This window comes from Hyphomicrobium denitrificans 1NES1 (assembly GCF_000230975.2).
In the GTDB taxonomy this organism is placed as follows: domain Bacteria; phylum Pseudomonadota; class Alphaproteobacteria; order Rhizobiales; family Hyphomicrobiaceae; genus Hyphomicrobium_B; species Hyphomicrobium_B denitrificans_A.
Map to the genome: position 1 here is coordinate 2,527,640 of NC_021172.1, position 21,948 is coordinate 2,549,587.

Annotated in this window: 21 protein-coding genes; 9 read left to right on the top strand and 12 right to left on the bottom strand. The window is 59.7% G+C overall.

Features of this window, described 5'->3' with window-relative positions:
• Window positions 1-10 precede the first annotated feature (10 nt).
• The 5 genes from HYPDE_RS12110 to HYPDE_RS12130 all read right to left on the bottom strand — a co-directional run bounded on the left by HYPDE_RS12110 (window position 11) and on the right by HYPDE_RS12130 (window position 6,541).
• Window positions 11-1,294 carry a cysteine desulfurase gene (locus HYPDE_RS12110; RefSeq protein ID WP_015598759.1) on the bottom strand — a complete coding sequence of 428 codons (1,284 nt, stop codon included), beginning with the start codon at window positions 1,292-1,294 and terminating at the stop codon, window positions 11-13.
• A gap of 8 nt (window positions 1,295-1,302) precedes the next feature.
• On the bottom strand, window positions 1,303-2,637 hold the full coding sequence (gene sufD / locus HYPDE_RS12115; protein WP_041320457.1) for a Fe-S cluster assembly protein SufD: 1,335 nt from the start codon (window positions 2,635-2,637) through the stop codon (window positions 1,303-1,305).
• A gap of 1 nt (window position 2,638) precedes the next feature.
• Window positions 2,639-3,394 carry a Fe-S cluster assembly ATPase SufC gene (gene sufC, locus HYPDE_RS12120; RefSeq protein ID WP_015598761.1) on the bottom strand — a complete coding sequence of 252 codons (756 nt, stop codon included), beginning with the start codon at window positions 3,392-3,394 and terminating at the stop codon, window positions 2,639-2,641.
• A gap of 41 nt (window positions 3,395-3,435) precedes the next feature.
• Complete coding sequence (gene sufB, locus HYPDE_RS12125) at window positions 3,436-4,905, bottom strand: Fe-S cluster assembly protein SufB (RefSeq protein ID WP_015598762.1); 1,470 nt, start codon at window positions 4,903-4,905, stop codon at window positions 3,436-3,438.
• Window positions 4,906-4,966: 61 nt separating this feature from the next.
• Window positions 4,967-6,541: an aminotransferase class V-fold PLP-dependent enzyme gene (locus HYPDE_RS12130; protein ID WP_015598763.1), complete on the bottom strand. Its 1,575-nt coding sequence runs from the start codon at window positions 6,539-6,541 to the stop codon at window positions 4,967-4,969.
• A 266-nt stretch (window positions 6,542-6,807) separates the two neighbouring features.
• Between HYPDE_RS12130 and HYPDE_RS12135 the strand changes: the two genes are divergently transcribed.
• Window positions 6,808-7,590, top strand: coding sequence for an alpha/beta hydrolase (locus tag HYPDE_RS12135; RefSeq protein WP_015598764.1), 783 nt, complete (start codon window positions 6,808-6,810; stop codon window positions 7,588-7,590).
• Between the two features lie 19 nt (window positions 7,591-7,609).
• On the opposite strand, the gene HYPDE_RS12140 is transcribed toward HYPDE_RS12135, so the two are convergent.
• Window positions 7,610-8,734, bottom strand: coding sequence for an anhydro-N-acetylmuramic acid kinase (locus HYPDE_RS12140; RefSeq protein WP_244437626.1), 1,125 nt, complete (start codon window positions 8,732-8,734; stop codon window positions 7,610-7,612).
• Window positions 8,735-8,809: 75 nt separating this feature from the next.
• Here HYPDE_RS12140 and tyrS point away from each other — a divergent pair, with 75 nt between their 5' ends.
• A complete protein-coding gene (gene tyrS, locus HYPDE_RS12145) occupies window positions 8,810-10,066 on the top strand; it encodes a tyrosine--tRNA ligase (RefSeq protein ID WP_015598766.1) in 1,257 nt (418 codons plus the stop codon).
• A gap of 25 nt (window positions 10,067-10,091) precedes the next feature.
• Here tyrS and HYPDE_RS12150 read toward each other — a convergent pair whose 3' ends face one another.
• Complete coding sequence (locus HYPDE_RS12150; protein WP_015598767.1) at window positions 10,092-13,913, bottom strand: DUF3971 domain-containing protein; 3,822 nt, start codon at window positions 13,911-13,913, stop codon at window positions 10,092-10,094.
• Window positions 13,914-14,078: 165 nt separating this feature from the next.
• On the opposite strand from HYPDE_RS12150, the gene HYPDE_RS12155 reads away from it, so the two are divergent.
• Window positions 14,079-14,546: a peroxiredoxin gene (locus tag HYPDE_RS12155; protein ID WP_015598768.1), complete on the top strand. Its 468-nt coding sequence runs from the start codon at window positions 14,079-14,081 to the stop codon at window positions 14,544-14,546.
• Window positions 14,547-14,804: 258 nt separating this feature from the next.
• Window positions 14,805-15,272 carry a bactofilin family protein gene (locus tag HYPDE_RS12160; RefSeq protein ID WP_244437627.1) on the top strand — a complete coding sequence of 156 codons (468 nt, stop codon included), beginning with the start codon at window positions 14,805-14,807 and terminating at the stop codon, window positions 15,270-15,272.
• Between the two features lie 72 nt (window positions 15,273-15,344).
• On the opposite strand, the gene HYPDE_RS12165 is transcribed toward HYPDE_RS12160, so the two are convergent.
• The 3 genes from HYPDE_RS12165 to HYPDE_RS12175 all read right to left on the bottom strand — a co-directional run bounded on the left by HYPDE_RS12165 (window position 15,345) and on the right by HYPDE_RS12175 (window position 17,124).
• Window positions 15,345-15,884, bottom strand: a complete 540-nt coding sequence (locus tag HYPDE_RS12165; protein ID WP_015598770.1) for a GNAT family N-acetyltransferase — start codon at window positions 15,882-15,884, stop codon at window positions 15,345-15,347.
• Between the two features lie 50 nt (window positions 15,885-15,934).
• Entirely contained in the window at window positions 15,935-16,348 is a 414-nt protein-coding gene (locus tag HYPDE_RS12170; RefSeq protein WP_015598771.1) for a hypothetical protein, read from the bottom strand.
• 131 nt (window positions 16,349-16,479) lie between these two features.
• Window positions 16,480-17,124 carry a MarC family protein gene (locus HYPDE_RS12175; protein WP_015598772.1) on the bottom strand — a complete coding sequence of 215 codons (645 nt, stop codon included), beginning with the start codon at window positions 17,122-17,124 and terminating at the stop codon, window positions 16,480-16,482.
• A 162-nt stretch (window positions 17,125-17,286) separates the two neighbouring features.
• On the opposite strand from HYPDE_RS12175, the gene HYPDE_RS12180 reads away from it, so the two are divergent.
• From HYPDE_RS12180 to folE, 5 genes are all read left to right on the top strand, one after another.
• On the top strand, window positions 17,287-17,574 hold the full coding sequence (locus HYPDE_RS12180) for an usg protein (protein WP_015598773.1): 288 nt from the start codon (window positions 17,287-17,289) through the stop codon (window positions 17,572-17,574).
• A 144-nt stretch (window positions 17,575-17,718) separates the two neighbouring features.
• Window positions 17,719-18,405 carry an RNA polymerase sigma factor gene (locus HYPDE_RS12185; protein ID WP_041321256.1) on the top strand — a complete coding sequence of 229 codons (687 nt, stop codon included), beginning with the start codon at window positions 17,719-17,721 and terminating at the stop codon, window positions 18,403-18,405.
• Between the two features lie 83 nt (window positions 18,406-18,488).
• Complete coding sequence (locus HYPDE_RS12190; RefSeq protein WP_015598775.1) at window positions 18,489-19,013, top strand: DUF4142 domain-containing protein; 525 nt, start codon at window positions 18,489-18,491, stop codon at window positions 19,011-19,013.
• Window positions 19,014-19,025: 12 nt separating this feature from the next.
• Window positions 19,026-19,355: a plastocyanin/azurin family copper-binding protein gene (locus HYPDE_RS12195; protein WP_144061263.1), complete on the top strand. Its 330-nt coding sequence runs from the start codon at window positions 19,026-19,028 to the stop codon at window positions 19,353-19,355.
• Between the two features lie 39 nt (window positions 19,356-19,394).
• Window positions 19,395-20,003 (top strand): GTP cyclohydrolase I FolE, encoded by a 609-nt coding sequence (gene folE / locus HYPDE_RS12200; protein ID WP_041321258.1) that lies wholly within the window; start codon window positions 19,395-19,397, stop codon window positions 20,001-20,003.
• Between the two features lie 75 nt (window positions 20,004-20,078).
• Here the strand turns inward: folE and HYPDE_RS12205 are convergent, their stop codons facing one another.
• Window positions 20,079-20,624: a c-type cytochrome gene (locus tag HYPDE_RS12205; RefSeq protein WP_015598778.1), complete on the bottom strand. Its 546-nt coding sequence runs from the start codon at window positions 20,622-20,624 to the stop codon at window positions 20,079-20,081.
• 373 nt (window positions 20,625-20,997) lie between these two features.
• Entirely contained in the window at window positions 20,998-21,255 is a 258-nt protein-coding gene (locus tag HYPDE_RS12210) for a hypothetical protein (protein WP_015598779.1), read from the bottom strand.
• Window positions 21,256-21,948 lie beyond the last annotated feature (693 nt).

Consider the following 21,948-nt stretch of genomic DNA (forward strand, 5'->3'; position numbering starts at 1 on the left):
CGGAAGCTCCTTACGTAAACAGGTCATGGGCTTTGGTCAGCGCCGTCACGAGCGCATCGGCCTCGGCTTTCGTGTTGTATAATGCAAAAGAGGCGCGGCAGGTTGCCGTCACTCCCAGGCGTTCCATCAGCGGCTGCGCGCAATGGTGCCCGGCGCGTATTGCAACGCCCGAGCGATCTATGATGGTCGAAACGTCGTGCGGGTGCAGGCCGTCGACCGTGAACGAAAAGATCGCGCCTTTGCCGGGCGCAGTTCCATAAAGCTTTAGCCAGGGCAGCTCAGCAAGGCGATCTGCTGCGTAGGCTCCAAGTTCCGCTTCGTAGCGCGCAATCCGTTCGCGCCCGATCTGCATCATGTAGTTGAGCGCGGTGCCGAGGCCGACGGCTTCGACGATGGCGGGCGTTCCCGCTTCGAAGCGGTGCGGCGGCCTCGTGTACGTGATGCGGTCGAGCGAGACGTTCTCGATCATATCGCCGCCGCCTTCATAGGGCGGCATGGATTCCAGATACTCGCGCTTCGCATACAGAACGCCGATGCCGGACGGACCGTAAGTCTTGTGGCCGGTAAAGACATAGAAATCGCAATCGAGATCGCGAACGTCGACAGCCATGTGCACGGCGCCCTGGCTGCCGTCGACCAGCACGGGAACACCTTTGGCGTGCGCGATCCGGATGATGTCTTTCACCGGGTTGATGGTGCCGAGCACGTTGGACATGTGCGTCACGGCGACCATCTTGGTCCGCTTCGTGATCAGCTGGTCGAGCTTATCGATGATCAGCTCGCCGCGATCCGTCATCGGCGCCCATTTGAGCACCGCTCCCTTGCGCTCGCGCAGGAAATGCCACGGCACGATGTTCGCGTGGTGCTCCATAATCGTGATGACGGCTTCATCGCCCTCTCCGATTCGAGGTTCTCCGAAGGATCGCGCCACGAGATTGATTGCGCTCGTCGCGTTGCGCGTGAAGATGATCTCTTCCGCATGCTCGGCGTTCAGAAAGCGCCGCACCGTCTCGCGTGCCGCCTCGTAATGATCGGTCGCGATATTCGACAGGTGGTGCAGGCCGCGATGTACGTTCGCGTATTCGAAGCGATAGGCATAATCCATCGCGTCGATGACCGAGCGCGGCTTCTGCGCAGATGCGCCGTTATCGAGATACACGAGCGGCCGGTCGTGGACCTCGCGAAACAAAATTGGGAAGTCGGCGCGGATAAGCTCGACGTCGTAGGGAGCCGCCGTCAGGCCCGCTTGCGAGCCGACGCTGCGCGGAGGAGAAATTCTCGTTTCGCTTCCCATCTCTGTCCTTATCCGCGGACCGAATCCGCGAGCCAGCTCTTAGCAAATTTCATCAGAGCGGTTTGAAGTTCGGGATGCTCGACCTTGTCGATCGCCTCGCCGATGAACGACTCGATCATCAGCGCGCGGGCTTCGCTTTCCGGAATACCACGCGACCGGCAGTAGAACAGCATGTCCGGGTCAAGCTCAGCCGATGTCGTTCCGTGACCGCAGACGACGTCATCCGCGAAGATTTCAAGCTCGGGCTTTGAATCGAATTCCGCATCTTCCGACAGCATCAGAGCCTGCGACATCTGCTTGCCGTCGGATTTCTGCGCATCGGGCTGCACGATGATCTTGCCCTGAAAGACGCCGCGCCCATGCCCATCAAGAACGCCCTTGAACAGCTCCCGGCTTTCGCAGGCGGGAACGGCGTGATCAACGACCAGCGTCGTATCGATGTGCTCGTTGGCGCGGGCCATGTAGGCTCCCGACAAATCGAGCTTGCCGCCTTGGCCCGTGTAGCGGACGTTGATCTCGTTGCGCGCCAACCCAAGGCCCGAAGAAAACTGGAAGCCGCGATAGGTTGCGTCCGCGTCGAGCGAAACGTCCCAATCGGCCAGATGAACACATTTGCCTTCATCCACCGCGACCTTGGCATGGTGCAGCGTCGCGCCTTTGCCGACGGTGACTTCGGTCTGCGCGTTCGTCTGGGCCTCTGCTGCTGCGCCAGGCAGAACGACGTGCGCCTCGATGATCGTCGCCGTCGCACCTTTGCCGACCGAAATAAAATTCCGGGCGGTCACGGAATTTCTTCCGCTGCCTGCGCGCACGAAGACGACGAGAAGCGGCTTTGCCAACGTCGTCTTATCGGTAACGCGCACAATTGCGCCGTCCGTCATGAAGGCCGCATTGAGTGCAGCAATCGCACCGCTGGCATCGGATTTCGTCAGTGCATCCGCGACGTTGGTCGGCGCCGATGCCAGCGTTTTTCCTAGTGCCGCAACATCGAGGCCCGAAGCGTCTCCGACATCATCAAGCTCGGCGCGGTGACGGCCATTGACGAATGCCACACGATAGGCATCCACATGCGCGAGGGGCCCGAGCGCGACGATCAGCTCGGCAACCGTCAGCGGAGTTTCGTCCTGAATTGCGGGCGGCAACGCTTCCTTGAGATTGGCGCGCAGGTCCGTGTACTTCCACTCCTCGATGCGCCGGTGCGGCAGACCGAGCGATCCGAACACACCGATCGCTTCGGCGCGCCGGGTCTTGACGGCCGCGCTTCCTGGCAACTTTCCGGCCGCAGCTTCAAACGCTTCCGTCAGCGCCTGCTCGGCCTTCGTTTTCATTACCGCTACGTTCATGTCACGCCGCCTTGCCGGTGTAATCCGCGTATCCTGACTTTTCGAGTTCGAGAGCGAGCTCCTTACCGCCCGTCTTCTGAATGCGCCCGTCGGCCAACACGTGAACCTTGTCGGGGACGATGTAATTCAACAGCCGCTGATAGTGCGTGATGACGAGGAAGGCACGGTCCTTAGCACGCAGCGCATTGACGCCTTCAGCGACGACACGCAGGGCGTCGATATCGAGGCCGGAATCGGTTTCATCGAGCACGCACAGCGTCGGCTCGAGAAGGGCCATCTGCAGGATCTCGGAACGCTTCTTTTCGCCGCCCGAGAAGCCGACGTTGACCGGCCGCTTCAGCATATCGACATTGATGTTGAGCTTCTGGCCCTTTTCCTTGACGATCTTCATGAAAGCCGGCGTCGTCAGCTCCGTTTCTCCACGCTTCTTTCTAACGGCATTCATCGCCGTCCGGAGGAACGTCAGGCCGGCGACGCCCGGAATTTCCATCGGGTACTGGAATGCGAGGAATACGCCTTTGGCGGCACGCTCGTCCGGTTCCATATCGAGAATGGATTCGCCATTCCAGAGAATGTCGCCTTCCGTGACCTCGTAGCCGTCACGCCCCGCCAGCACATAGGCGAGCGTTGATTTGCCCGAGCCATTCGGACCCATGATCGCGTGGACTTCGCCTTTCGGAACGGTCAGAGACAATCCCTTGAGGATGACGCGATCCTCGTCCTCGAGCTTCACGTGCAGGTTTTTGATTTCAAGCATCTGTTTTCAATCCAACTGAACTGGTGTGATGTAGAAGGCCGTTAACCGACCGACCCTTCGAGCGAGATGCCGATCAGCTTCTGCGTCTCGGCCATGAATTCCATCGGCAAATGCTGCAGCACGTCGCGGACGAAGCCGTTGACGACGAGCGCGATGGCCTCTTCCTCAGAAAGCCCGCGCTGGCGGCAGTAGAACAGCATGTCGTCGGAGATCTTCGACGTCGTCGCCTCGTGCTCGAAATGCGCGCTCGAGTTCTTGGCTTCGATGTAGGGCACAGTGTGCGCACCGCATTTATCACCGATCAGAAGCGAGTCGCAGTTCGTGAAGTTGCGAACGCCCGTCGCCTTGCGATGCGCCGAGACGAGGCCGCGATAGGTATTCTGCGAATAGCCCGCGGCGATACCCTTCGAGATGATGCGGCTCGACGAGTTCTTGCCGAGATGGATCATCTTCGTGCCGCTGTCGACCTGCTGATAGCCATTCGAAACGGCGATCGAGTAGAACTCGCCGCGCGAATAGTCACCGCGCAGAATGCAACTCGGATATTTCCACGTGATCGCGGAACCTGTTTCGACCTGCGTCCATGAGATCTTCGAACGATGGCCGCGGCAGTCGCCACGCTTCGTCACGAAGTTATAAATGCCGCCCTTGCCTTCGGCGTCGCCCGGATACCAGTTCTGGACGGTCGAATATTTAATTTCCGCATCATCGAGGGCGACGAGCTCGACGACGGCCGCGTGCAACTGGTTCTCATCGCGTGTCGGCGCGGTGCAGCCTTCGAGATAGGAAACGTGGGCGCCCTTGTCGGCAATGATCAGTGTACGCTCGAACTGGCCTGTCTGCTTTTCGTTGATGCGGAAGTACGTCGAAAGCTCCATCGGGCATCGGACGCCCTCCGGCACGTAAACGAACGAGCCATCAGAGAACACCGCCGAATTCAATGACGCATAGAAGTTGTCGGACTGCGGCACGACCGAGCCCAGATACTTTTTCACAAGCTCAGGATGCTTGCGCACGGCTTCCGACATCGAACAGAAGATGACACCTGCTTTCGCCAGCTCTTCCTTGAAGGTCGTGACGACGGAAACGCTGTCGAACACGGCATCGACGGCGACGCGCGACGACGAAACGCCGGCGAGGATTTCCTGCTCCTTCAGCGGAATTCCGAGCTTTTTGTATGTGTCGAGCAACTCTGGATCGACTTCGGTCAGGCTCTTCGGGCCCTCGGTCGATTTCGGCGCAGCATAGTAGTAGATGTCCTGAAAATCGATCTTCGGGTAATGAACCCGAGCCCACGTCGGCTCAGTCATGGCGTTCCAGCGCTGGAACGCCTCGAGGCGCCAGTTCAAGAGCCATTCCGGCTCGCCCTTCTTGGCCGAGATGTATCGCACGGTCGTTTCATCGAGACCCTTCGGAGCCTTGATGCTCTCGATCTTGGTTTCGAAACCGTACTTGTACTGGTCGACGTCGATCTTCTTGACTTGCTCGATCGTCTCCTGGACAGCAGCCATTTCTTCGTCTCTCTTTTTCAACAACCGCCGCAATGCGCGGCCCTTCAACTCGTTCTCTTCCTCAAGCGGCGAGTGCGTGCGAACCGGCAATCGCCTGCCAAGCCGCGACAAACGCCGCGACGTCATCCTTCGTCGTCTCAAGCCCAAGGCTGATGCGTATCGTTCCGGATGCGATGTCAGATCCGAGACCCATCGCCTCGAGCACGTGACTGGCGCCGACTTTGCCCGACGAACATGCCGAACCGGCGCTGACCGCGACGCCCGCCAGATCGAGGCGGATCACCAACGTCTCCGCCAGCTTGCCCGGCAACGCGACTGCAATGGTGTTGCCAAGCCGCGATGCTGTTTCGCCGATGATCACGGCGCGAGGGCTGATGGCGCGGATATGTGCTTCAAGATCGTCCCGCAAAGCCTCAACCGCCGACATGTTGCGAAGTTCAGCTTGTGCCGCCTCCGCCGCCGCGCCGAAGCCTGCAATCGCCGCGACATTCTCGGTCCCGGCGCGCCGCCGCCGTTCCTGGCCGCCGCCGCACAATAGCGGCACAAGGTCCAGATGGTCACGAATGATGAGTGCGCCAACCCCTTTCGGGCCGCCAAGCTTGTGCGCTGAAATCGCCATCGTATCGAGACCCAGCGCTGCGAAATCCACGGCCACACGGCCCGCGGCCTGAACCGCATCGGAATGCATGGCGATGCCGTATGCGCGTGCAAATTCCGCAACCTCGGCGACCGGCTGAATGACACCCGTTTCGTTGTTCGCCATTTGAAGCGCAACCACAGCCGGGCGAGCGATACTGCGCTTAAGGATATGTTCAGCGATCTCTTCGACGCGCACGACGCCGTCGCGGCCGGTCGAAAGCTCTATGACGTTGCACTTTGCAGCGCGCGCCGGAGCGAGAACGGAATCATGCTCGACCCCGCTTGTCAGGATCGTTGCCCACGGCTGCGCCATGACCCAGGTATTGGATTCGGTTGCGCCACTCGTAAAAACGACCTCCGAGGGTTTTGCACCGACGAGACGGGCAACGCTCTCGCGCGCCGATTCAACGATGCCTCGCGCACGCCGGCCCTCCGCGTGAACCGAGGATGGATTCCCGATGACATCAAGCGCCGCCATCATGGCGGCCTTGGCCTCAGAGCGAAGCGGGGCTGTCGCGTTGTAATCGAGATAGGTGCGCTTCACGGCCGCAGGGGATACCGACGCCGAAACGGCTGCTGCCCTCGCGGCATATTTTCCACCCGGCAGCACGTCCGCCAGACTGATGGAGGCCAAGAACTCCGACGTCGCGTCGCTCAGTGCGGTCCATAACCCGTGGGTCAGACAAGGCGTCGCAACCGAGCAGCGCGGGTCGTCCTCCGAGCAGCGGGTGAAGTGCGTGACTTCCTCGACCGCAGCCATCACGGCGGCAATGGAAATCTCGGATGACTTCTTTGCGAGCCTGTAGCCGCCTGCACGTCCACGTGCGCTCTCGACAAGGCCCGTGCGGCGCAGCGGGACGAAAAGCTGTTCAAGATAAGAAAGCGGCAGGTGCTGGCGTTCTGCAACCAACGACAGCGGAACGGCAGCTTGATCGGCGTGCGCAGCGAGATCCGCCATCGCCATGACCGCATACCGGCCTTTGGTCGTCAGTTCCACATTCGTCTCCGGACTAGAGCCGCCTCAAGTGGCGGCGAAATCCTTGCCTTGCGTCCGATACCCCGGATTGTGCTAAGAGAGCCGCCTTAACTTGCAGCGTGAGCCTTAACCGAGCTAGGGGTGTTTCGAACTGTTCTAAACTTATGGAAATCCTGAGTGCAGAAGTCAAGGTTTAAGAATTAGAGCACGAGGATTTGAACACGACCTCGTCTCGTCCGAGGCCCCGGCTGGCCTAAACCGATCACCACAAACCCGAGAAGTTTCTGATGCCCGAATTGATTATCAACGGTCCTGGCGGTCGCCTGGAGGCCCGTTATCACCACGAAGCCAACAGCGACAGCCCGATTGCGCTGATCCTTCATCCTCACCCGCAACTCGGCGGGACGATGAACAATCAGGTCGTCTACACACTCTATCATACGTTCGCGGCGCGCGGCTTTTCGGTCCTGCGCTTCAACTTCCGCGGCGTGGGACGGAGCCAGGGCGTATGGGACAGCGGTCCCGGCGAGCTTGCGGATGCCGCATCCGCGCTCGACTGGCTGCAGCTCGTGAAGCCCGATGCCAAGACCTGCTGGATCGCCGGCGTTTCGTTCGGCACATGGATCGCCATGCAGCTTCTCATGCGGCGGCCGGAGATCGACGGCTTCATCTGCGTCGCACCGCTCGCAAACCTTTATGATTTCAACTTCCTCGCCCCCTGTCCATCATCGGGCCTCCTGGTCAATGGCGAACTCGACAGAGTCGTCCCGACCTCAGCGGTTGCGGAAATGTCGGTTAAGACGAAGGTCCAGCGCGGCATCAAGATGACGCACGAGGTCGTGCCGGGCGCCAACCATTTCTTCGAGAACAAGACGGAAGAATTGGGCGAGGTCGTCGGCAAGTATCTCGATGAGCGCATGATCCAGTTCGAGCAGGATCGAGAACGCAACAAAGAGCGCGAACGGGAGCGGGAGCGCGAACGTCAGCGCCAGCGCGAGCTTGAGCGGATGGAAGCCCAGAGCGCACCCGCAGCCAGCACGGGTGGCGACGACGAAGGCGACGACGAATAAACGGCGCTATTCGAGCAGGTCAATGCAGCTTGCGTCCCGGCGACGGATCGGCACGCAGGCCGCCCGTCATCGGTACGGGCACGCCCGTCGTTCCAGGAAATGTAATCGGCAGACCCATGACCGAGCGCACTGCAAGATAAGCCCAAGCTTCTGCTTCAAGGCTATCACCGTTCATGCCTGCCGCCTCGGCGGGTATGACGGCGTGTTGAACGCGCTCGGCAAGGAGTCGCATGATCGTGCGATTTCGCCGCCCGCCGCCCGCAACGATCCATAGCTCCGGCTCTTCCGGCATGTGCTCGCGCGATCTCGCGATCGTCTGCGCTGTAAATGCGGCAAGCGTCGCCGCGCCGTCGTCCGTCGACAGCCTGTCAATTGCATCCGTCGCGAAGGCGTTGCGATCCAGGGATTTCGGCGGGGGATTTGCAAAGTAGGGATGGCTTAATAGATCGCGGACGATGTCTTCATCGGCGTTGCCGCGCGCGGCCGCCGCGCCGTCTTCATCGCGCGAGAGTTTCGCGCGCCGCATCATCCAATCGTCGAGCAATGCATTGCCGGGGCCGGTATCGAACGCAATCAGCGCGCCGTCTCGGCCGATCCACGTCACGTTTGCGACGCCGCCGATATTGACGATCGCGAGCGGCCGCGCCGGAAGCTTCGCCGCCAGCGCCCGGTGATAGGCTGGGACGAGAGGCGCGCCCTGCCCTCCGGCTGCGACATCGGCCGCGCGCAAATCGTAAATGACCGGACAACGGGTCGCATCCGCCAGCAGCGCGCCGAGCCCGAGCTGGACGGTCAGACCATTTTCTGGCCGATGCAGGACCGTCTGGCCATGAAAGCCGATCAGATCGAGGGAGGTGCTATCCATACCGGCGTGTTTCAGGAACTCCGCGACGGCTGCCGCATGAAGCTCCGTCAGAACCTGCTCAGCCCGCACCAGCGCGGGCGGACGCTCATGGCGCGAAGCGAGATTTCCGGCTTCGGCAATCGCCTTTGCGACGAGTTCCCGCATCCCGTCATCATAGGGAAACGTCTGCGCCGGACCACGTTTCACGATGGTTTCGCCGTCCGTTTCGAGATAGGCGACGTCGATGCCATCGAGCGAAGTCCCGCTCATCAAGCCGATGGCCCGCATCACCTTGCTCATGACCACCTTCCGGTGCATGTTGCCGCCGCCTTGCCCCTGAGCCAGGCGCGATCCGAACGAAAGCCCTGAGTTGCAATGCCGACACTGAAGTCCGAATTCCTGCAGATTATGACCGAGCGCGGTTTCGTCCACCAGTGCTCAGACCCCGATGGGCTCGACAAGCTTGCGTCCGAAGGGCGCGTCGTCGCCTATGCAGGCTACGACTGCACAGCGCCGTCGCTACACGTCGGACACCTGATTTCGATCATGATGCTGTCCTGGCTGCAAAAGGCGGGCGGCAAACCGATCGCGCTGATGGGCGGCGGCACGACCCGCGTCGGCGATCCTTCCGGCAAGGACGAGACGCGCCAAATCCGATCGATCGCGGAGATCGACGCCAACAAGGACAGCATCAAGCGCGTCTTTTCGAACTTCCTGACGTTCGGAGACGGCAAATCCGACGCGCTTATGGTCGACAACGCTGAATGGCTCGCGCCACTCAACTACATCGAATTCCTGCGCGACGTCGGACGGCATTTCTCCGTCAATCGCATGCTGACGATGGACAGCGCGAAACTCCGTCTCGACCGCGAGCAGGAGCTGTCGTTCATCGAGTTCAACTACATGCTGCTGCAGGCCTACGATTTCGTCGAACTCAACCGCCGCTACGGCTGCAACCTGCAGATGGGCGGCTCGGATCAGTGGGGTAACATCGTCACCGGCATCGACCTCGGCCGGCGCATGGGCGTCAAGGAGCAACTCTTTGCTCTGACGTGCCCGCTGCTGACGACGTCGTCGGGTGCCAAGATGGGCAAGACCGCGTCGGGTGCCGTATGGCTCAACGAGGCACAGCTTTCGGCCTACGACTACTGGCAGTTCTGGCGCAATACGGAAGACGCCGACGTCTCCCGTTTCCTGAAGCTTTTCACAATGCTGCCGCTCGACGAGATCGCGAAACTTTCGAACCTCGGCGGAGCGGAGATCAACGAAGCGAAGAAGACGCTCGCGACGGAAGCGACCGCCCTCGTGCATGGCCGCGACAAGGCGGAAGCGGCTGCGGAGACGGCGCGCAAGACGTTCGAGCAGGGCGCACTTGCGACTGACCTGCCGACAATCGAAATTCCCATTACAGAATTCAATTCCGGCCTCGGTGTGCTGACTGCATTCGTCAAGGCCGGCCTCGTTGCCTCGAACAGCGAGGCGCGCCGGCAAATCCAAGGCGGCGGACTCAAGGTAAACGACGAGCCCGTGACGTCCGATAAGGCCGTCCTAAAAGCGGCGGATGCGGTTTCGAACGGCGTCATCAAGCTTTCGCTCGGCAAGAAGAAGCACGTTCTTCTGAGACCGGTCTGATTCAACGAGAGCGCGGTCCGAGCGCTTATTGAGAGGGCTGGGTGGTCGTCGATGACCAGCCGTCGACGGCGCCAGCCTGGGCTTCGACCGGCTTTTTCGGTTTCGGTTTAGGTTTAGCCTTGACGTTCGCCGTCGCCTTGGATTTGGCGTTCTGGCCGGTTGTGGGCCTATCGGGCGCCGTTTCACGCACGCGCGCGGCCGTTGAGGCCTGCGATGGGCGGTCGTCGCCGCGGATCTGGACCTTCGGATCGGATGCCGTCATCTGGAACATCTCGCGGAAGATTCCGGGCGCGACGAGCGACAACGGATTGACGATCACCTGGGGGTTCGACGTCGGTCCCTGGACCGCGAACGTGATGCCAAAGATACCTTCGCCTTGCGTGCCGGAGATAATCTGGCCGAGCAATGGGATGCCGCCGAGCGCCCCGTTCAGGCCCTGCAAGGGAATGTAGGTGCCACCGAAATTGACGCGCTTCGTTTTGAAATCGACTTTGCCGCGCAGGTTGGCGCCGAGCAGCGGCCCTTTCAGATAGGCTTCCTCAAGCACGAACTGTCCGTAGCCGACGGAAAACGGCGCCCGCATCCCGTCGAACTCGAAAACTTCGCGCGTGACATTCCGGCGACCTTCGATTGCCGGCCGTCCCTGATCGGCGCTGCTGACGACCTCGCTGACAATCGGGTCGCCCAGGATCTTGAAATCCTCGACCCAAAGAATGCCGGTTTTCTCCGCCGGTCCCGTGCCGTCGAGATTGACTTCAAGGCGCATGCGCCCGCCTTGCATATTGGGATAGAAATTGACGAGCTTCATCACCTGACCGGCATCAGGAGAATCGACGAGCAGTCGGCGCGTGCCAGAGCTTTTGTCGACCTCGGCGGCGAGCGGAGCGCCGCCGTCAAGCGTGCCTTTGACATTCAGTGCCGTCAGATTGCCACCTCGCGTCTCGATCTGCATTTTCACGTTGCGTAGAGAGACGTCGTAGCCCCCGATGACATTGTCGATTTGTGCATTGACGCGCCCCCCCTTGGCGGCGCCCGGAAGATCGGCTTTGCGCTCAGGCCCATTGCCGATATTAAACATGGAGCGGAAGAAATTACGGCCGTCGAAGTTCTTTCCCGAAGCATCGATGGACCACATGTCGTCCTTGCCGCGCGATCCCTTGATGTCGAGATTCGATACGACATTGAGCATCAGGTTCGGGAATTCGAATTGCTTGATCTTATTGTCGGGCCCGAAGACGATCTTGCCTTCGGCGGCGATATCATCGCTTGTGATCTTGAAGTTCTGCAGTTCGGTATCATGGTTCGGATTGCTCGCGATGTCGGCATCGACCGTCGCGGTGTGTCCCGCTGCTTTGTGCCACTGCAGATGATCGAGCGCCATGTCGGCGTTGGTCAGGTCGGCATGAAGCTTGATCGCCAACGGGCCGTTTGCGACCGGCTCCAGCGAGACTTCGATCGGCACGACGCCTTGCACTATATCGTTGATATCAAGACCGAGCTGCGTGCGATCGGCATCATCGAGTTTAGCCATAATCTTGATGGGTGGTTGCTGTCCGGCGCCTGGGCCCAGAAGGCGTTGGCCGGCGATCTTCGCCGGAACTCCATTGACGAGCAGATCGCCCTTGGCGTCGAGCGCGGTGTCGCTGAGATCGAGATTGAGCGTGAAGCCCTGGACATCGAATCTGCCGGCAACTTTACCAAAGCGTCCGTCCGTAATTCGCGCCTTGCCGGTAACCGCAATGTCGTCACCCGTAACATTGGGAACAAAGGGTACCTTGATATCGAACTGCGCATTGACCTTGCCCTCGCCGGCCTTGGGAAGCTGCGGGGCGTCGCGCAAGTTGCGGATCGGCAATGCCTGAACCGCCTCTATGAACGGACCGAGATCACCAGACGCCGACAAGCTAATTTCGCCGTCAGGGCGCGGCGCCATCACGTTGTTCGTCCGGACGCTGATGTCCTTCAGAGCGAGCCGTTGGCCGTCCGCGAGCGTCGTTTCGGCTCTCGGCATGGCGATCTCGATGGCATTGTCCGTCAGCTTGACCGATGTTTCCGGCGCTTCTACTTCGGGCATGCCCGGCAACGGATGAAACACGAGGTTCTTCGCCTCGAAACTGGCTGTCACGTGCTCGAGATCAGTCAATACGGTTCCCGCTTCGACACCGCCGACGTTGCCGTTTGTGAAACTCAGCGTTCCGCCCTGGAAGTCGACGGCGGAAAGGTTTTTGCCCACCCACTCGCGGGTGCCGGTTGCCAAGGCTCGGGGCCACAATGCCTTCAGTGTTTTCAGCGGCATCGGTGACACAGAAAATTCGGCAGACATGCTTTGCCCTTGCGGGCCCGCTTGCGTCGTCGCCTTCACGGTTGCGACACCGCCGCCGCCTGCGAGGCGAAACTCGTCAATGTCGACCTGGCCGCGGCGTGGAATAATGGAACCGTGCGCTGTCCAACTGTCGATCGTCACCGGAGGAACGTCGAATTCGGGGGCTTCGAACACACCCTTTTTGCCATCGAGCGCGAAGCGCCATTGCGGCGGCTCATTCGCCTTCGCAACATCCATCATCGCACCCGAGAACATGATCGTTCCGTCAGCCCATTTGACCGGACTCGGCTGCAGATCCCAACGCCGCTTTTTGCCGTCGTAGTCGAGCTTGAAGAGTCCTGCCGTTACGTCCATGGGCTGCACGAGATACGGCAGCCGTGCGCGCCCCTTTCCGAATTCAAGTGACAGGTCGCCGTTCTCGATATCGCCTGACCTCGTCAGCACGACGGTTGCATCGGCTGCGACAGGAAATTCGAACATTCCGAGAAGCGCCAGCGGCGGCGCAGCAGCAGCGAGCGTCGATGGTACGAGATCACGGACCGTCGCCTTGACCTCCAGTTTGTCGGCCGCCTCCCTCTCATCCGTCAGGAACGAGAAAGCCCACGGACCCTGCTTCGATGCGACGAGCGCGCGGCCCGAAATCACGCTCCGCTTTCTTTGGTGGTTGAAATCAACGCTGGCTTCGTCGATGCGCCAAGAGCTACGCTGACCTTCGTAATCGACGACGACGGTCGCGTTCGACAAGCCGAACTCGGTTAGATAGGAGGTCGCGTCGAGCCGCTGGCGTGCGCGATAGGACGAATCGCTCAACATCCTGGCCAGATTGATCTGGTGGCCGGTCCGCACCGTCCGCACGGCAACTGTTGTGTTCGGCGCGACTGTATTGTCCTGCGACGGCGCCGTCGCAGGGGTTCCTTGGTTGGGTGCGCGGGCGGGCACCGGATGCGGTATCGCGCGTTCGAATACGAATCCGGCGTCCTCCGAATACGCGAGCGCAATGATCGGATCGATCAATTCGATCCGCCGCGGAACGATGCGACCCCGCATGAGTGCCGCAAGCGAGATGTTGACGGCGGCAAGGGGCGAAGAGAGAACCACGTCGCCGCCCTTTTCGAGCACGCTGACGTCGCGCAGGCGGAATTCCAACTCACCGGATGTGCCCAGTCTCAGCTCCGCGCCGTCGATCTTAACGGAGCTCGTCGTCAATTCCGCATTGATACCGCGCTCGATCGGGGCAACGACAAAATCAAAACCGATCGGACCGTGTCGGAGCCGAACGTAAAGGACGCCGATGCCGATGGCCGTTAGCAGCACCAGCGGCGTCACGACGTAGAACATCATACGACAGCCGTGGAAAAACCGCCGCAGGCCGCGCGTCATAGCAGCCTCGTCCGGCTCAGCCTCAGGTGATACCGCGACAACGCGCTCCGGCAGAGTCGTCGTACCGGACCAGTTCATATGATGCGCAGTCTGATCGGCGTCGCGCCCATCGACAGGACGCCCGCCAGTTACGGATTTCGCCAACGCCGCTCCTCAAACCCCCGCGGACGGCAACAACAACCGACTGATCCGTGCCTACACCGGCAAACGGCAGAACTCGTTACCAGGGAAGGTATAAAACTACTGGTCTCTGTTCGTACATGATGGCACGTACAGGGGTAAAAGCGACAAAAGAAAGGCACTTTCAAGATGCTCCAAGACGGTGAAATCGCACCAGACTTTTCGCTGCATGACGACGCCGGTTCAGTCGTCCGGCTCTCGAAATTGAAGGGTCGCGTCGTGGTCGTTTATTTCTACCCGAAGGACGACACGTCGGGGTGCACGCAAGAAGCCAAGGATTTCTCGTGTCTGGCGCAAGAATTTGCCCAAGCGGGCGCCGAAGTCATCGGCATTTCTCCCGACAGCGCGGCAAGTCACAAGAAGTTCAAAGACAAGTACGACCTGCCGCTGCGATTACTTGCGGACGACAGCAAGGAAGCTGCCAACGCCTATGGCGTGTGGGTCGAAAAGAGCATGTATGGCCGCAAATACATGGGCGTCGAGCGCTCGACATTTTTGATCGATTCCAAGGGCAAGCTCACCAAAAGCTGGCGCAAGGTGAAAATCCCCGGCCACGCCGAGGAGGTTCTCGCTGCGCTCAAGGCGTTAGGCAATTGAACAAAAATTCTTCAAGGGGCGCGCGTTCGTTGATCTTCCGCCACACTGTGCTGCCAAGATTGTAGTGCCCGCCTATAAATCTGGGGATTGCCGGTGCATTTGTTATGTCTCCCGGCTGAACCGGGACGACTAAGGTGCTAACCGAATCAGATGCACTCGCTTGACGGGTGCGCATGTTGCTTAGGTTGTGTCAGGGGAAGATTTCCGATGTTGCCGAACTTTCGCCGCTCAGAAACGGATTCGCCGAAGCTGCAAACGGTGGCTTCCGCCTCAGACATACGCTCAACCCCTTCGTTTCAGCCGCGCCCGTTCCTGTCGGTACCGCAAGCCGACTCAGCCAAGTCCATTTCGGTCATCGGCGCCGATCTGACGATCGCCGGCAATCTGATCTGCAAAGGCGAAGTGCAGGTCGACGGCGTCGTCGAAGGCGATATCGAAGGTAGTCATGTCGTCGTCAGCGAAGGTGCGACCGTGACGGGCGGCATCTCTGCAGACGAAGTCGTCATTCGCGGTCATGTCGTCGGATCTGTCCACAGCAAGCGCGTGATGCTGCAGACGACGAGCGAGGTCGAAGGCGATATCTTCCATCAGTCTTTATCGATCGAACAGGGCGCGATGTTCGAGGGCAAGTCGCGGCGCGTCAGCGAAGACCCGAGGACGCTTCTGAAAAAGTCGGAACCGATCGGGTTCATGGTGCCACCTCGGCTTCCAGAACTGACCAACTGAGCATAATTTCATTTCCTAGGCGTCGTGCAACTTGCCGGCCGTCCGTTTGAAGAAACTGACGGCCGGATGCTTTCAACCGAAGGCTCGCACCAGACATACGAGCGTGTCAGCGGGTCCGCCACGAGCAATTTCCCGAAAGCCGTTACGATTGTAAAAGCGGACGTTAGCAGAGGTCGCGCCGGTGACGACGTGGACGCCCGCGGCTTCGGCGTGCCGCGCATCGGCTATAAACGCATCGATCAGGCGACCGCCGATTCCCAAGCCTCGATACAGAGGCGCCATGTTGACATGCAGATGCGCAGGATAAAGTTTGTTCACATCGCGAAACGCGGCGATGCCCCCGGCTTCGGCAGATCGGTTCGATGCCGGCCCATCAACCGAGCCGACGAGATAGCCCACCACGTTACCCTTAGGCGTTACGGCCAGGTACGCAAACTGCGGATCGTCGCGGAGATAGCGCCCGAGCCAGCGCTCGCGAAAAGCTAGCCGCGCCGCTTCGTTCTCGAACGATTTCGTGTTGCTCGCTTCGAAAAAGATCGCGTCGATATCATCGTCAAGCCGAACTGTCCGTTCGACATCGAGATAGCGACGGATGGCAACACGAGCGAGCATCGCGTCCGCATATCATGGCACGAGCATCTTCGCGATCCCGTGCTTCGCGGTTACTCGATCGTGTAACCGGCCATCGCAAGCTGCCGCCGGAACGCAGGCGGCAAGTCGGCAGGAATCGCGGCTCGCGCCGGCGATGGCGTGCCTGCGATTTTGTCCATCGGTTTATTGTCGATCGCCGCTGGGTTTGGGCCGCCATAGTTACGGCTGTAGGGTTCGGATGGATCGTCGGGCATCTGGCGAATGTTGGCGGCTGGCGGCGCTTGCGAAGGCAAGCCGTCATCTTCGATTTCGACGCCGCCCGAGACTGGACGGGCATAGGCGACGGTGGCCGGAGCGCCCGCATTGTAGGTGTTATTATCCGTGGCGCATCCGGCCTCGCCTAAAGCTGCCGCTGCAACAAGCAGCGGCACGATCGCCGCACGAGCGACTCTAGCCGGCGACCGGCTCGCAGCAAACGCACACATGTCTACGCTTTCGACGCTACAAAACACTACTGAACCGAATTCGTTGTGCCGGATTGAAACACCGACGCGTTAAAGAGGCGCTAACGAGCGTTCAAAATCCGCCAGCCGCGATTATTCAGTGTTGCCGCTGCTCAGGAAAATCCTGCGACAGGGATCAGGCCGGATGCCTTGATGCCGTTGAAGAGCGCCTGCACGGCGAGTGCTGCGAGCAGAATCCCGAAGACGCGGATCAGTACGCGCTGCGCCGTAATCCCCATCACGCGGTTCAGCTCTTGCGCGAGCAGTAACAGCGCGAGAGTCGCAATCATAATGCATGCAAGGGATGCAGTGACGATTGCCAATCCAAATGGCTCGCCGCTCGCATTGGCAGCCAGCAGGATACCGGCACTCATCGCACCTGGTCCGGCGAGTAACGGCGTCGCGAGCGGAAACACGGCGACATCCTCGCGGGTCTGCGCCTCGGCGCCTTCGGGCGGAGTCAACTTGATGGCGCCGCCGGGTCGCGCAAAGATCATGTCGAGAGCGATTATCAGCAGGATCACGCCGCCTGCCGTCTGCAATGCTGCAATCGAGACGCCGAGCTGATTGAGGATCGGGCCGCCGAGCAATGTGAAAAATCCGAGAATGACCGATGCAATCAGGGTCGCGCGTATGGCGATCGCCTGGCGCTCGGGACGCGCCATCTTCGGCGTCAACGTCGCGAACAGCACCGCGGCCTCGACCGGGCCGATCGTCGCGAAGAACGTCGTCAAACTCTTCAGCGCGGTTTCGAGCATCTTGCGAACATCCCAAGTCTAGCAGGGCTGCGAGCACTCATCAGCACACTCTGCTAGTAGACTGAAACCTTTTGTCATTCGTCTGGACAAAGAACGAATCTCAACTGATCATCGTTATTCCAGGGAGGGCGCCAATCACTCTTTTTGAAGGGAGATTGTCCAGTGGCCAACAAAGAAGTCTCTTACGGCAGCGGGCTGAAGACCCAACTTGCCGGCTTCAGCCTGACGACAGCCGAAATTCTCTATCGTCTTCCGGATCATCCGTCGCTTCTGCAAAGCTACATCTGGCAGGAGTACGACGTTGCGCCGCGCTTTCCGAAGCTCAAATCGTTTCTCGATTTCTGGACGGCCAAACTCGACGGTAAGCTTTTCCGGGTTACCGTCGCGCATTCGGAACTGATCCGCCCTGCTGAGCTCAGGCTGGTCGGCACCGAATTGAAGGTTCACTAAGGATAGCGATTTCGGGTGCGCATCGGCGGCGAACGTCAGCGAAATCGGGCAAATTGCGCAGCTGCGCGCCTTGCTGCCTTTCCGGGAACCTTTTTTTGCGAGCGCGCATCCAATAGGCTCGGCGCTTCGGGAAGGAACACGGCCATGGCTCAATCGGTGCTAAGCAGCGCGGCGAGATCGGCGGAAGCCGACCTTATCCGACGCGCGTCCCAAAGGGATGAAGCCGCTATCCGCACGATCATCCAGGAGCACAATCGGCGCCTTTACCGCATCGCACGCAGTATCGTGCGTGATGACAGCGAGGCCGAGGACGTGTTGCAGGAGGCGTACTTCCGCGCTTTCTCCGCGATTTCCAATTTCCGCGGCGATTCAAGCCTCACAACATGGCTGACGCGCATCGTGCTGAATGAAGCCCTGCAGCGGGCACGCCGACGGGTCGATCAGCCCGCCTCACACTTCGAACTCCCACCAGAACGGATCGCCGATATCATCCCCTTCCCTCTCTCTGGACAGACGATCGTGGACCCTGAGCGAGCTACATCGCAACGCGAGATCTGCCGCCTTCTGGAACAGGCGATCGACAAGCTTCCGGAAGAATTCCGAACCGTTCTCATTGCGCGGGCCATCGAAGGTTTGAGCATAGAAGAGACTGCAGAGCTTTATGGCATCAAGCCGGAAACCGTGAAGACGCGCCTGCATAGAGCGCGCAATCTTCTCAAGTCCTCGCTCGAAGAACACATGGGCTCTTTCTTCAGCGACGTCTTTCCGTTCGACGGCAAACGTTGCGAGCGGTTGACGGATGCCGTCGTGTCGCGGCTCAGCCAACGCTGACTTTGGGAACGTTTTGCGCGCGCTTGCATCCAATCCTTCGTGAGACACAGAGCCCTCATGGCTCGCAACACGGAGGCAATCTCATGCGCCACTTCCCATCGAGTCTCGCTGCAGCGCTCGCGCTCGCAGCGCTGACGTCACCGACGTTCGCAGCCGACAAACCGACCGATCCGCAGATCGCGCACATCGCCTATACGGCGGGCGACATCGACGTAAAAGCTGGCCAACTTGCGCTTGAAAAATCGCAAAACAAAGCCGTTCGGTCCTTTGCGAGCGACATGGTGCGCGATCACACGGCAGTTAACGACAAGGCGTTGGCGCTGGTCAAGAAACTCAACGTCACGCCCGAGGACAACGGCACGAGCAAATCTCTCTCCGAGCAGGCCGCGCAGAAGCATGATGAGCTGAGCAAATTGTCCGGCGCCGCATTCGACAAGGCTTACGTAGACAACGAAGTCGCGTTTCACAAGACCGTCGACGGGGCGCTTGAGACCACGCTGATCCCCTCGGCATCGAATGGCGAGTTGAAGAGCCTGCTGCAGACCGGCCTCAAGATATTCCAGGGCCATCTGGCGCATGCGGAGCATCTTGCCAGCTCGCTCAAATAGCGGATGGGATCGATGCGAACCGCAATTCGTTATGCAGCCATTCTTCTGGCATTGCAGATTGTCGGCGCTCGCGTTGGGATCGCGGGCGAGGTCGTGCAAGTCAAGATCGCCGACCTCGCCTTCTCGCCTGCCGAGATCACCATCAAGGAAGGCGATACGATCGAGTGGGTGAACGGCGACTTCATCGATCATACCGCAACGGCCAACAACGGCGCGTGGGACGTTCTCATCGCGGCCGGCCAATCAGCACGGCAACAATTCGATCATGCCGGAACGAGCAAATACTTCTGCCGCGTGCACCCCGACATGACCGGCACGGTTCACGTCATTGCCGGCAAGTAAGCCTGCCACTCTATAACAGGAGACGACCTCGTGGATGCATTGGTGACACCACTGAACACATGCTTGCGAGTCGAGTCTCACGACGACAACCTCGAGCGATCCGACGTCGAAGCGGCGTTCCGCACCATTATTCGCTGGGCGGGCGACGATCCGGACCGGCCGGGTCTCGCCGAAACGCCGTCGCGCATGTCGCGCGCGTTCGAAGAGTTCTTCTCCGGCTACCGGCAGGATCCGGTGCAGATTCTGCAGAAAACATTCGAGGAAATCGAAGGCTACGACGAGATGGTCATGCTTCGTGGCATTCCGTTCGAAAGTCATTGCGAGCACCATCTCGCTCCGATCATCGGGCGGGCGTGGGTCGCTTATGTTCCGCGCGGACGTGTCGTCGGAATCAGCAAGCTTGCGCGCGTAGTCGATGCCTATGCGAAGCGGCTGCAGATTCAGGAAAAGATGACAGCTCAGATTGCCAACGCTATCGAGAGTGCGCTGCAGCCGAAAGGGGTCGGCGTCATCATCAAGGCGACGCATCATTGCATGACGACGCGCGGCGTACACAAGCCGGATACCGATCTCGTGACCAGCCGCATGCTCGGCTGCTTCCGCGACAATCCAATCAAGCGGCAGGAGTTCCTGTCACTCATCGACTAGCCCCGATTGTTTTGCAGTCGGTGAGGTTCACCGTCCGATAAGCCAGTTCGGAGCGACTTTCATTGGACAAGTAACCTAGTGGTTGTGGTCATGCTCGTGACCGCTGCTCTGTGAAGCTGCCAATTCCTTCTTCATGTCTTGGTATTTTTGTGCCGTGGTTGCCGGAAGTTCCTTCAAGAATGCAACGATGTTCCAGATGGCATGATCGTTGTGGGTTGCACCAAAGGACGGCATGCCCGTCATTCTGATTCCGTTCTTGACGACCCAGAAGAGCTGTCGCGGGTCTATTCCTTTTGACAGGCGGACGAGATCGGGCGGCTTTGGGTTCAATCCTTTGCCGACTTCGCCGCGTTCGACGCCCGGCGCCCCATGGCACGCGACGCACATTTCATCGAAGTGCTCGAAACCTTCTTTGATCGAGCTTGGGCTTGGCGGCGGTGGCGGACCCACCTCATCGGTGCGAGCCGCAATGGACTTATCTCTTGCCGTTACCAGTACCCAGCCGAGAATTGGACTATGCGGATTGGAAGCAGCAACATTGTAAGTGCCGCTGTAGATGTAGATAAGACCGCCGGCGGCCAGCACTGCGAGTGCAGCAATGAATCCAGCAATGAACTTCATGGTTTCCTCCCTGGCCGGGGATGTCGGGCGGGTACGAAGATATTTCTTGAGCCGAATGGCATCGTCGGTAAGCGATTATGACTGGGGCGTTTCAGCTGTCAGACGGCCGCTTGGGTAGCGTGCGTCCTCTCTGCAGAGAGGCGCAGGCGCTGCCTGCTGCGCGACTGTACTGAGAGAGAATACAGACGCCAACTTCTAAGTCTCTAAATGCCCGGGCATCCTTTGCCAAGTCGCTGTAGCGCGTTCCACCACCTACCCGGCATGCTTGCTTACCGCGGCGGAAAGTCATCGAAGAGCGACGCACGACGGGCTCACCCTCGCGACCATTCAGAAATAAATCACGCGACCTCTCGGCGCCTGAGCGTGATGAGCTTCAGAGGCCCATCGCCTGGTGAGCTTGTTCCATGTGCTTGACGCATCCATCCATGTCCTTGGCCTTCATGGCAGCCTTAGACATGGCGAGATGGCTTTTGGCTTCTTTTTTCTTCGCAGCATCGGTCATCTTGCCGATAGTGGACTGCATCTTTTGCATGTGCGCGTTAGTACACCAGTCCTTCGCTTTGTCTTGTGCAGACGCCGGGAGACAAGCGATCGCAATCGCAAAAGCCGCTAGAATAGTCACTCTGAACATGGATTTTGATCCTTCTGTTCGGGACTTCCTCACAACGCCGTGACCATCTCGGAAGTTTCAGGCGCTTGCCAATTTAATGCAGCGCGCAGCCGCCACCCGGTTAGCGCTCGATATCAAATCCGGACCTCAATTCCCAAATCCGATCCCCGGATGTACATTTTAGATTTGTTTAGATTTGCGGACATCGCAACGACTCCCGTCGCCACTTTGGGTGTCGGAATGCGCGCAATTGGATCGCTTGTCCGGCCGTCAGTTCGATTATGGACAGAACCAGACTGGCCCCACGACGACGCAGCCCATTTGACGCCAGCGGCTTGGCCGGCGGCCAAAACGATGCCACCCGGGCGGCGGCCGTCTGTAGTGATGACCGGGTCTCCAGTGTGACGGCGGGCGCGGGCCTGGCCGCATCGCCGGTGGTCGATGGGGCCTATTCGGTCGTCGTGCCTGGACCTTCTCCACATGTCCAGTCGTCGCGGAAATGCTGGATGGGAAGGATGGGCCGAGGGCCCAAGCTGATGATGCGGCGAAGAGAGCTGGCGCAAAAACAAGAATTAGCGCTTTCATTTATATCTCCTTTTCGCGGCGGCGAAATTCGATACGACAGCCATTTCGAAAAGCCATGCTAAGTGTCGTTATCGGTCGGCTTGCGCTCATTCAGCCGACTGACAACTTTCGGCAATTGCCATCGTTCCG

Coding starts and splice junctions, on each gene's coding strand:
- HYPDE_RS12110 (WP_015598759.1), bottom strand. CDS start 1,294: ATGGGAAGCGAAACGAGAATTTCTCCTCCGCGCAGCGTCGGCTCGCAA.
- sufD (WP_041320457.1), bottom strand. CDS start 2,637: ATGAACGTAGCGGTAATGAAAACGAAGGCCGAGCAGGCGCTGACGGAA.
- sufC (WP_015598761.1), bottom strand. CDS start 3,394: ATGCTTGAAATCAAAAACCTGCACGTGAAGCTCGAGGACGAGGATCGC.
- sufB (WP_015598762.1), bottom strand. CDS start 4,905: ATGGCTGCTGTCCAGGAGACGATCGAGCAAGTCAAGAAGATCGACGTC.
- HYPDE_RS12135 (WP_015598764.1), top strand. CDS start 6,808: ATGCCCGAATTGATTATCAACGGTCCTGGCGGTCGCCTGGAGGCCCGT.
- HYPDE_RS12140 (WP_244437626.1), bottom strand. CDS start 8,734: ATGAGCAAGGTGATGCGGGCCATCGGCTTGATGAGCGGGACTTCGCTC.
- tyrS (WP_015598766.1), top strand. CDS start 8,810: ATGCCGACACTGAAGTCCGAATTCCTGCAGATTATGACCGAGCGCGGT.
- HYPDE_RS12155 (WP_015598768.1), top strand. CDS start 14,079: ATGCTCCAAGACGGTGAAATCGCACCAGACTTTTCGCTGCATGACGAC.
- HYPDE_RS12165 (WP_015598770.1), bottom strand. CDS start 15,884: ATGCTCGCTCGTGTTGCCATCCGTCGCTATCTCGATGTCGAACGGACA.
- HYPDE_RS12170 (WP_015598771.1), bottom strand. CDS start 16,348: ATGTGTGCGTTTGCTGCGAGCCGGTCGCCGGCTAGAGTCGCTCGTGCG.
- HYPDE_RS12175 (WP_015598772.1), bottom strand. CDS start 17,124: ATGCTCGAAACCGCGCTGAAGAGTTTGACGACGTTCTTCGCGACGATC.
- HYPDE_RS12185 (WP_041321256.1), top strand. CDS start 17,719: ATGGCTCAATCGGTGCTAAGCAGCGCGGCGAGATCGGCGGAAGCCGAC.
- HYPDE_RS12190 (WP_015598775.1), top strand. CDS start 18,489: ATGCGCCACTTCCCATCGAGTCTCGCTGCAGCGCTCGCGCTCGCAGCG.
- HYPDE_RS12195 (WP_144061263.1), top strand. CDS start 19,026: ATGCGAACCGCAATTCGTTATGCAGCCATTCTTCTGGCATTGCAGATT.
- HYPDE_RS12205 (WP_015598778.1), bottom strand. CDS start 20,624: ATGAAGTTCATTGCTGGATTCATTGCTGCACTCGCAGTGCTGGCCGCC.
- HYPDE_RS12210 (WP_015598779.1), bottom strand. CDS start 21,255: ATGTTCAGAGTGACTATTCTAGCGGCTTTTGCGATTGCGATCGCTTGT.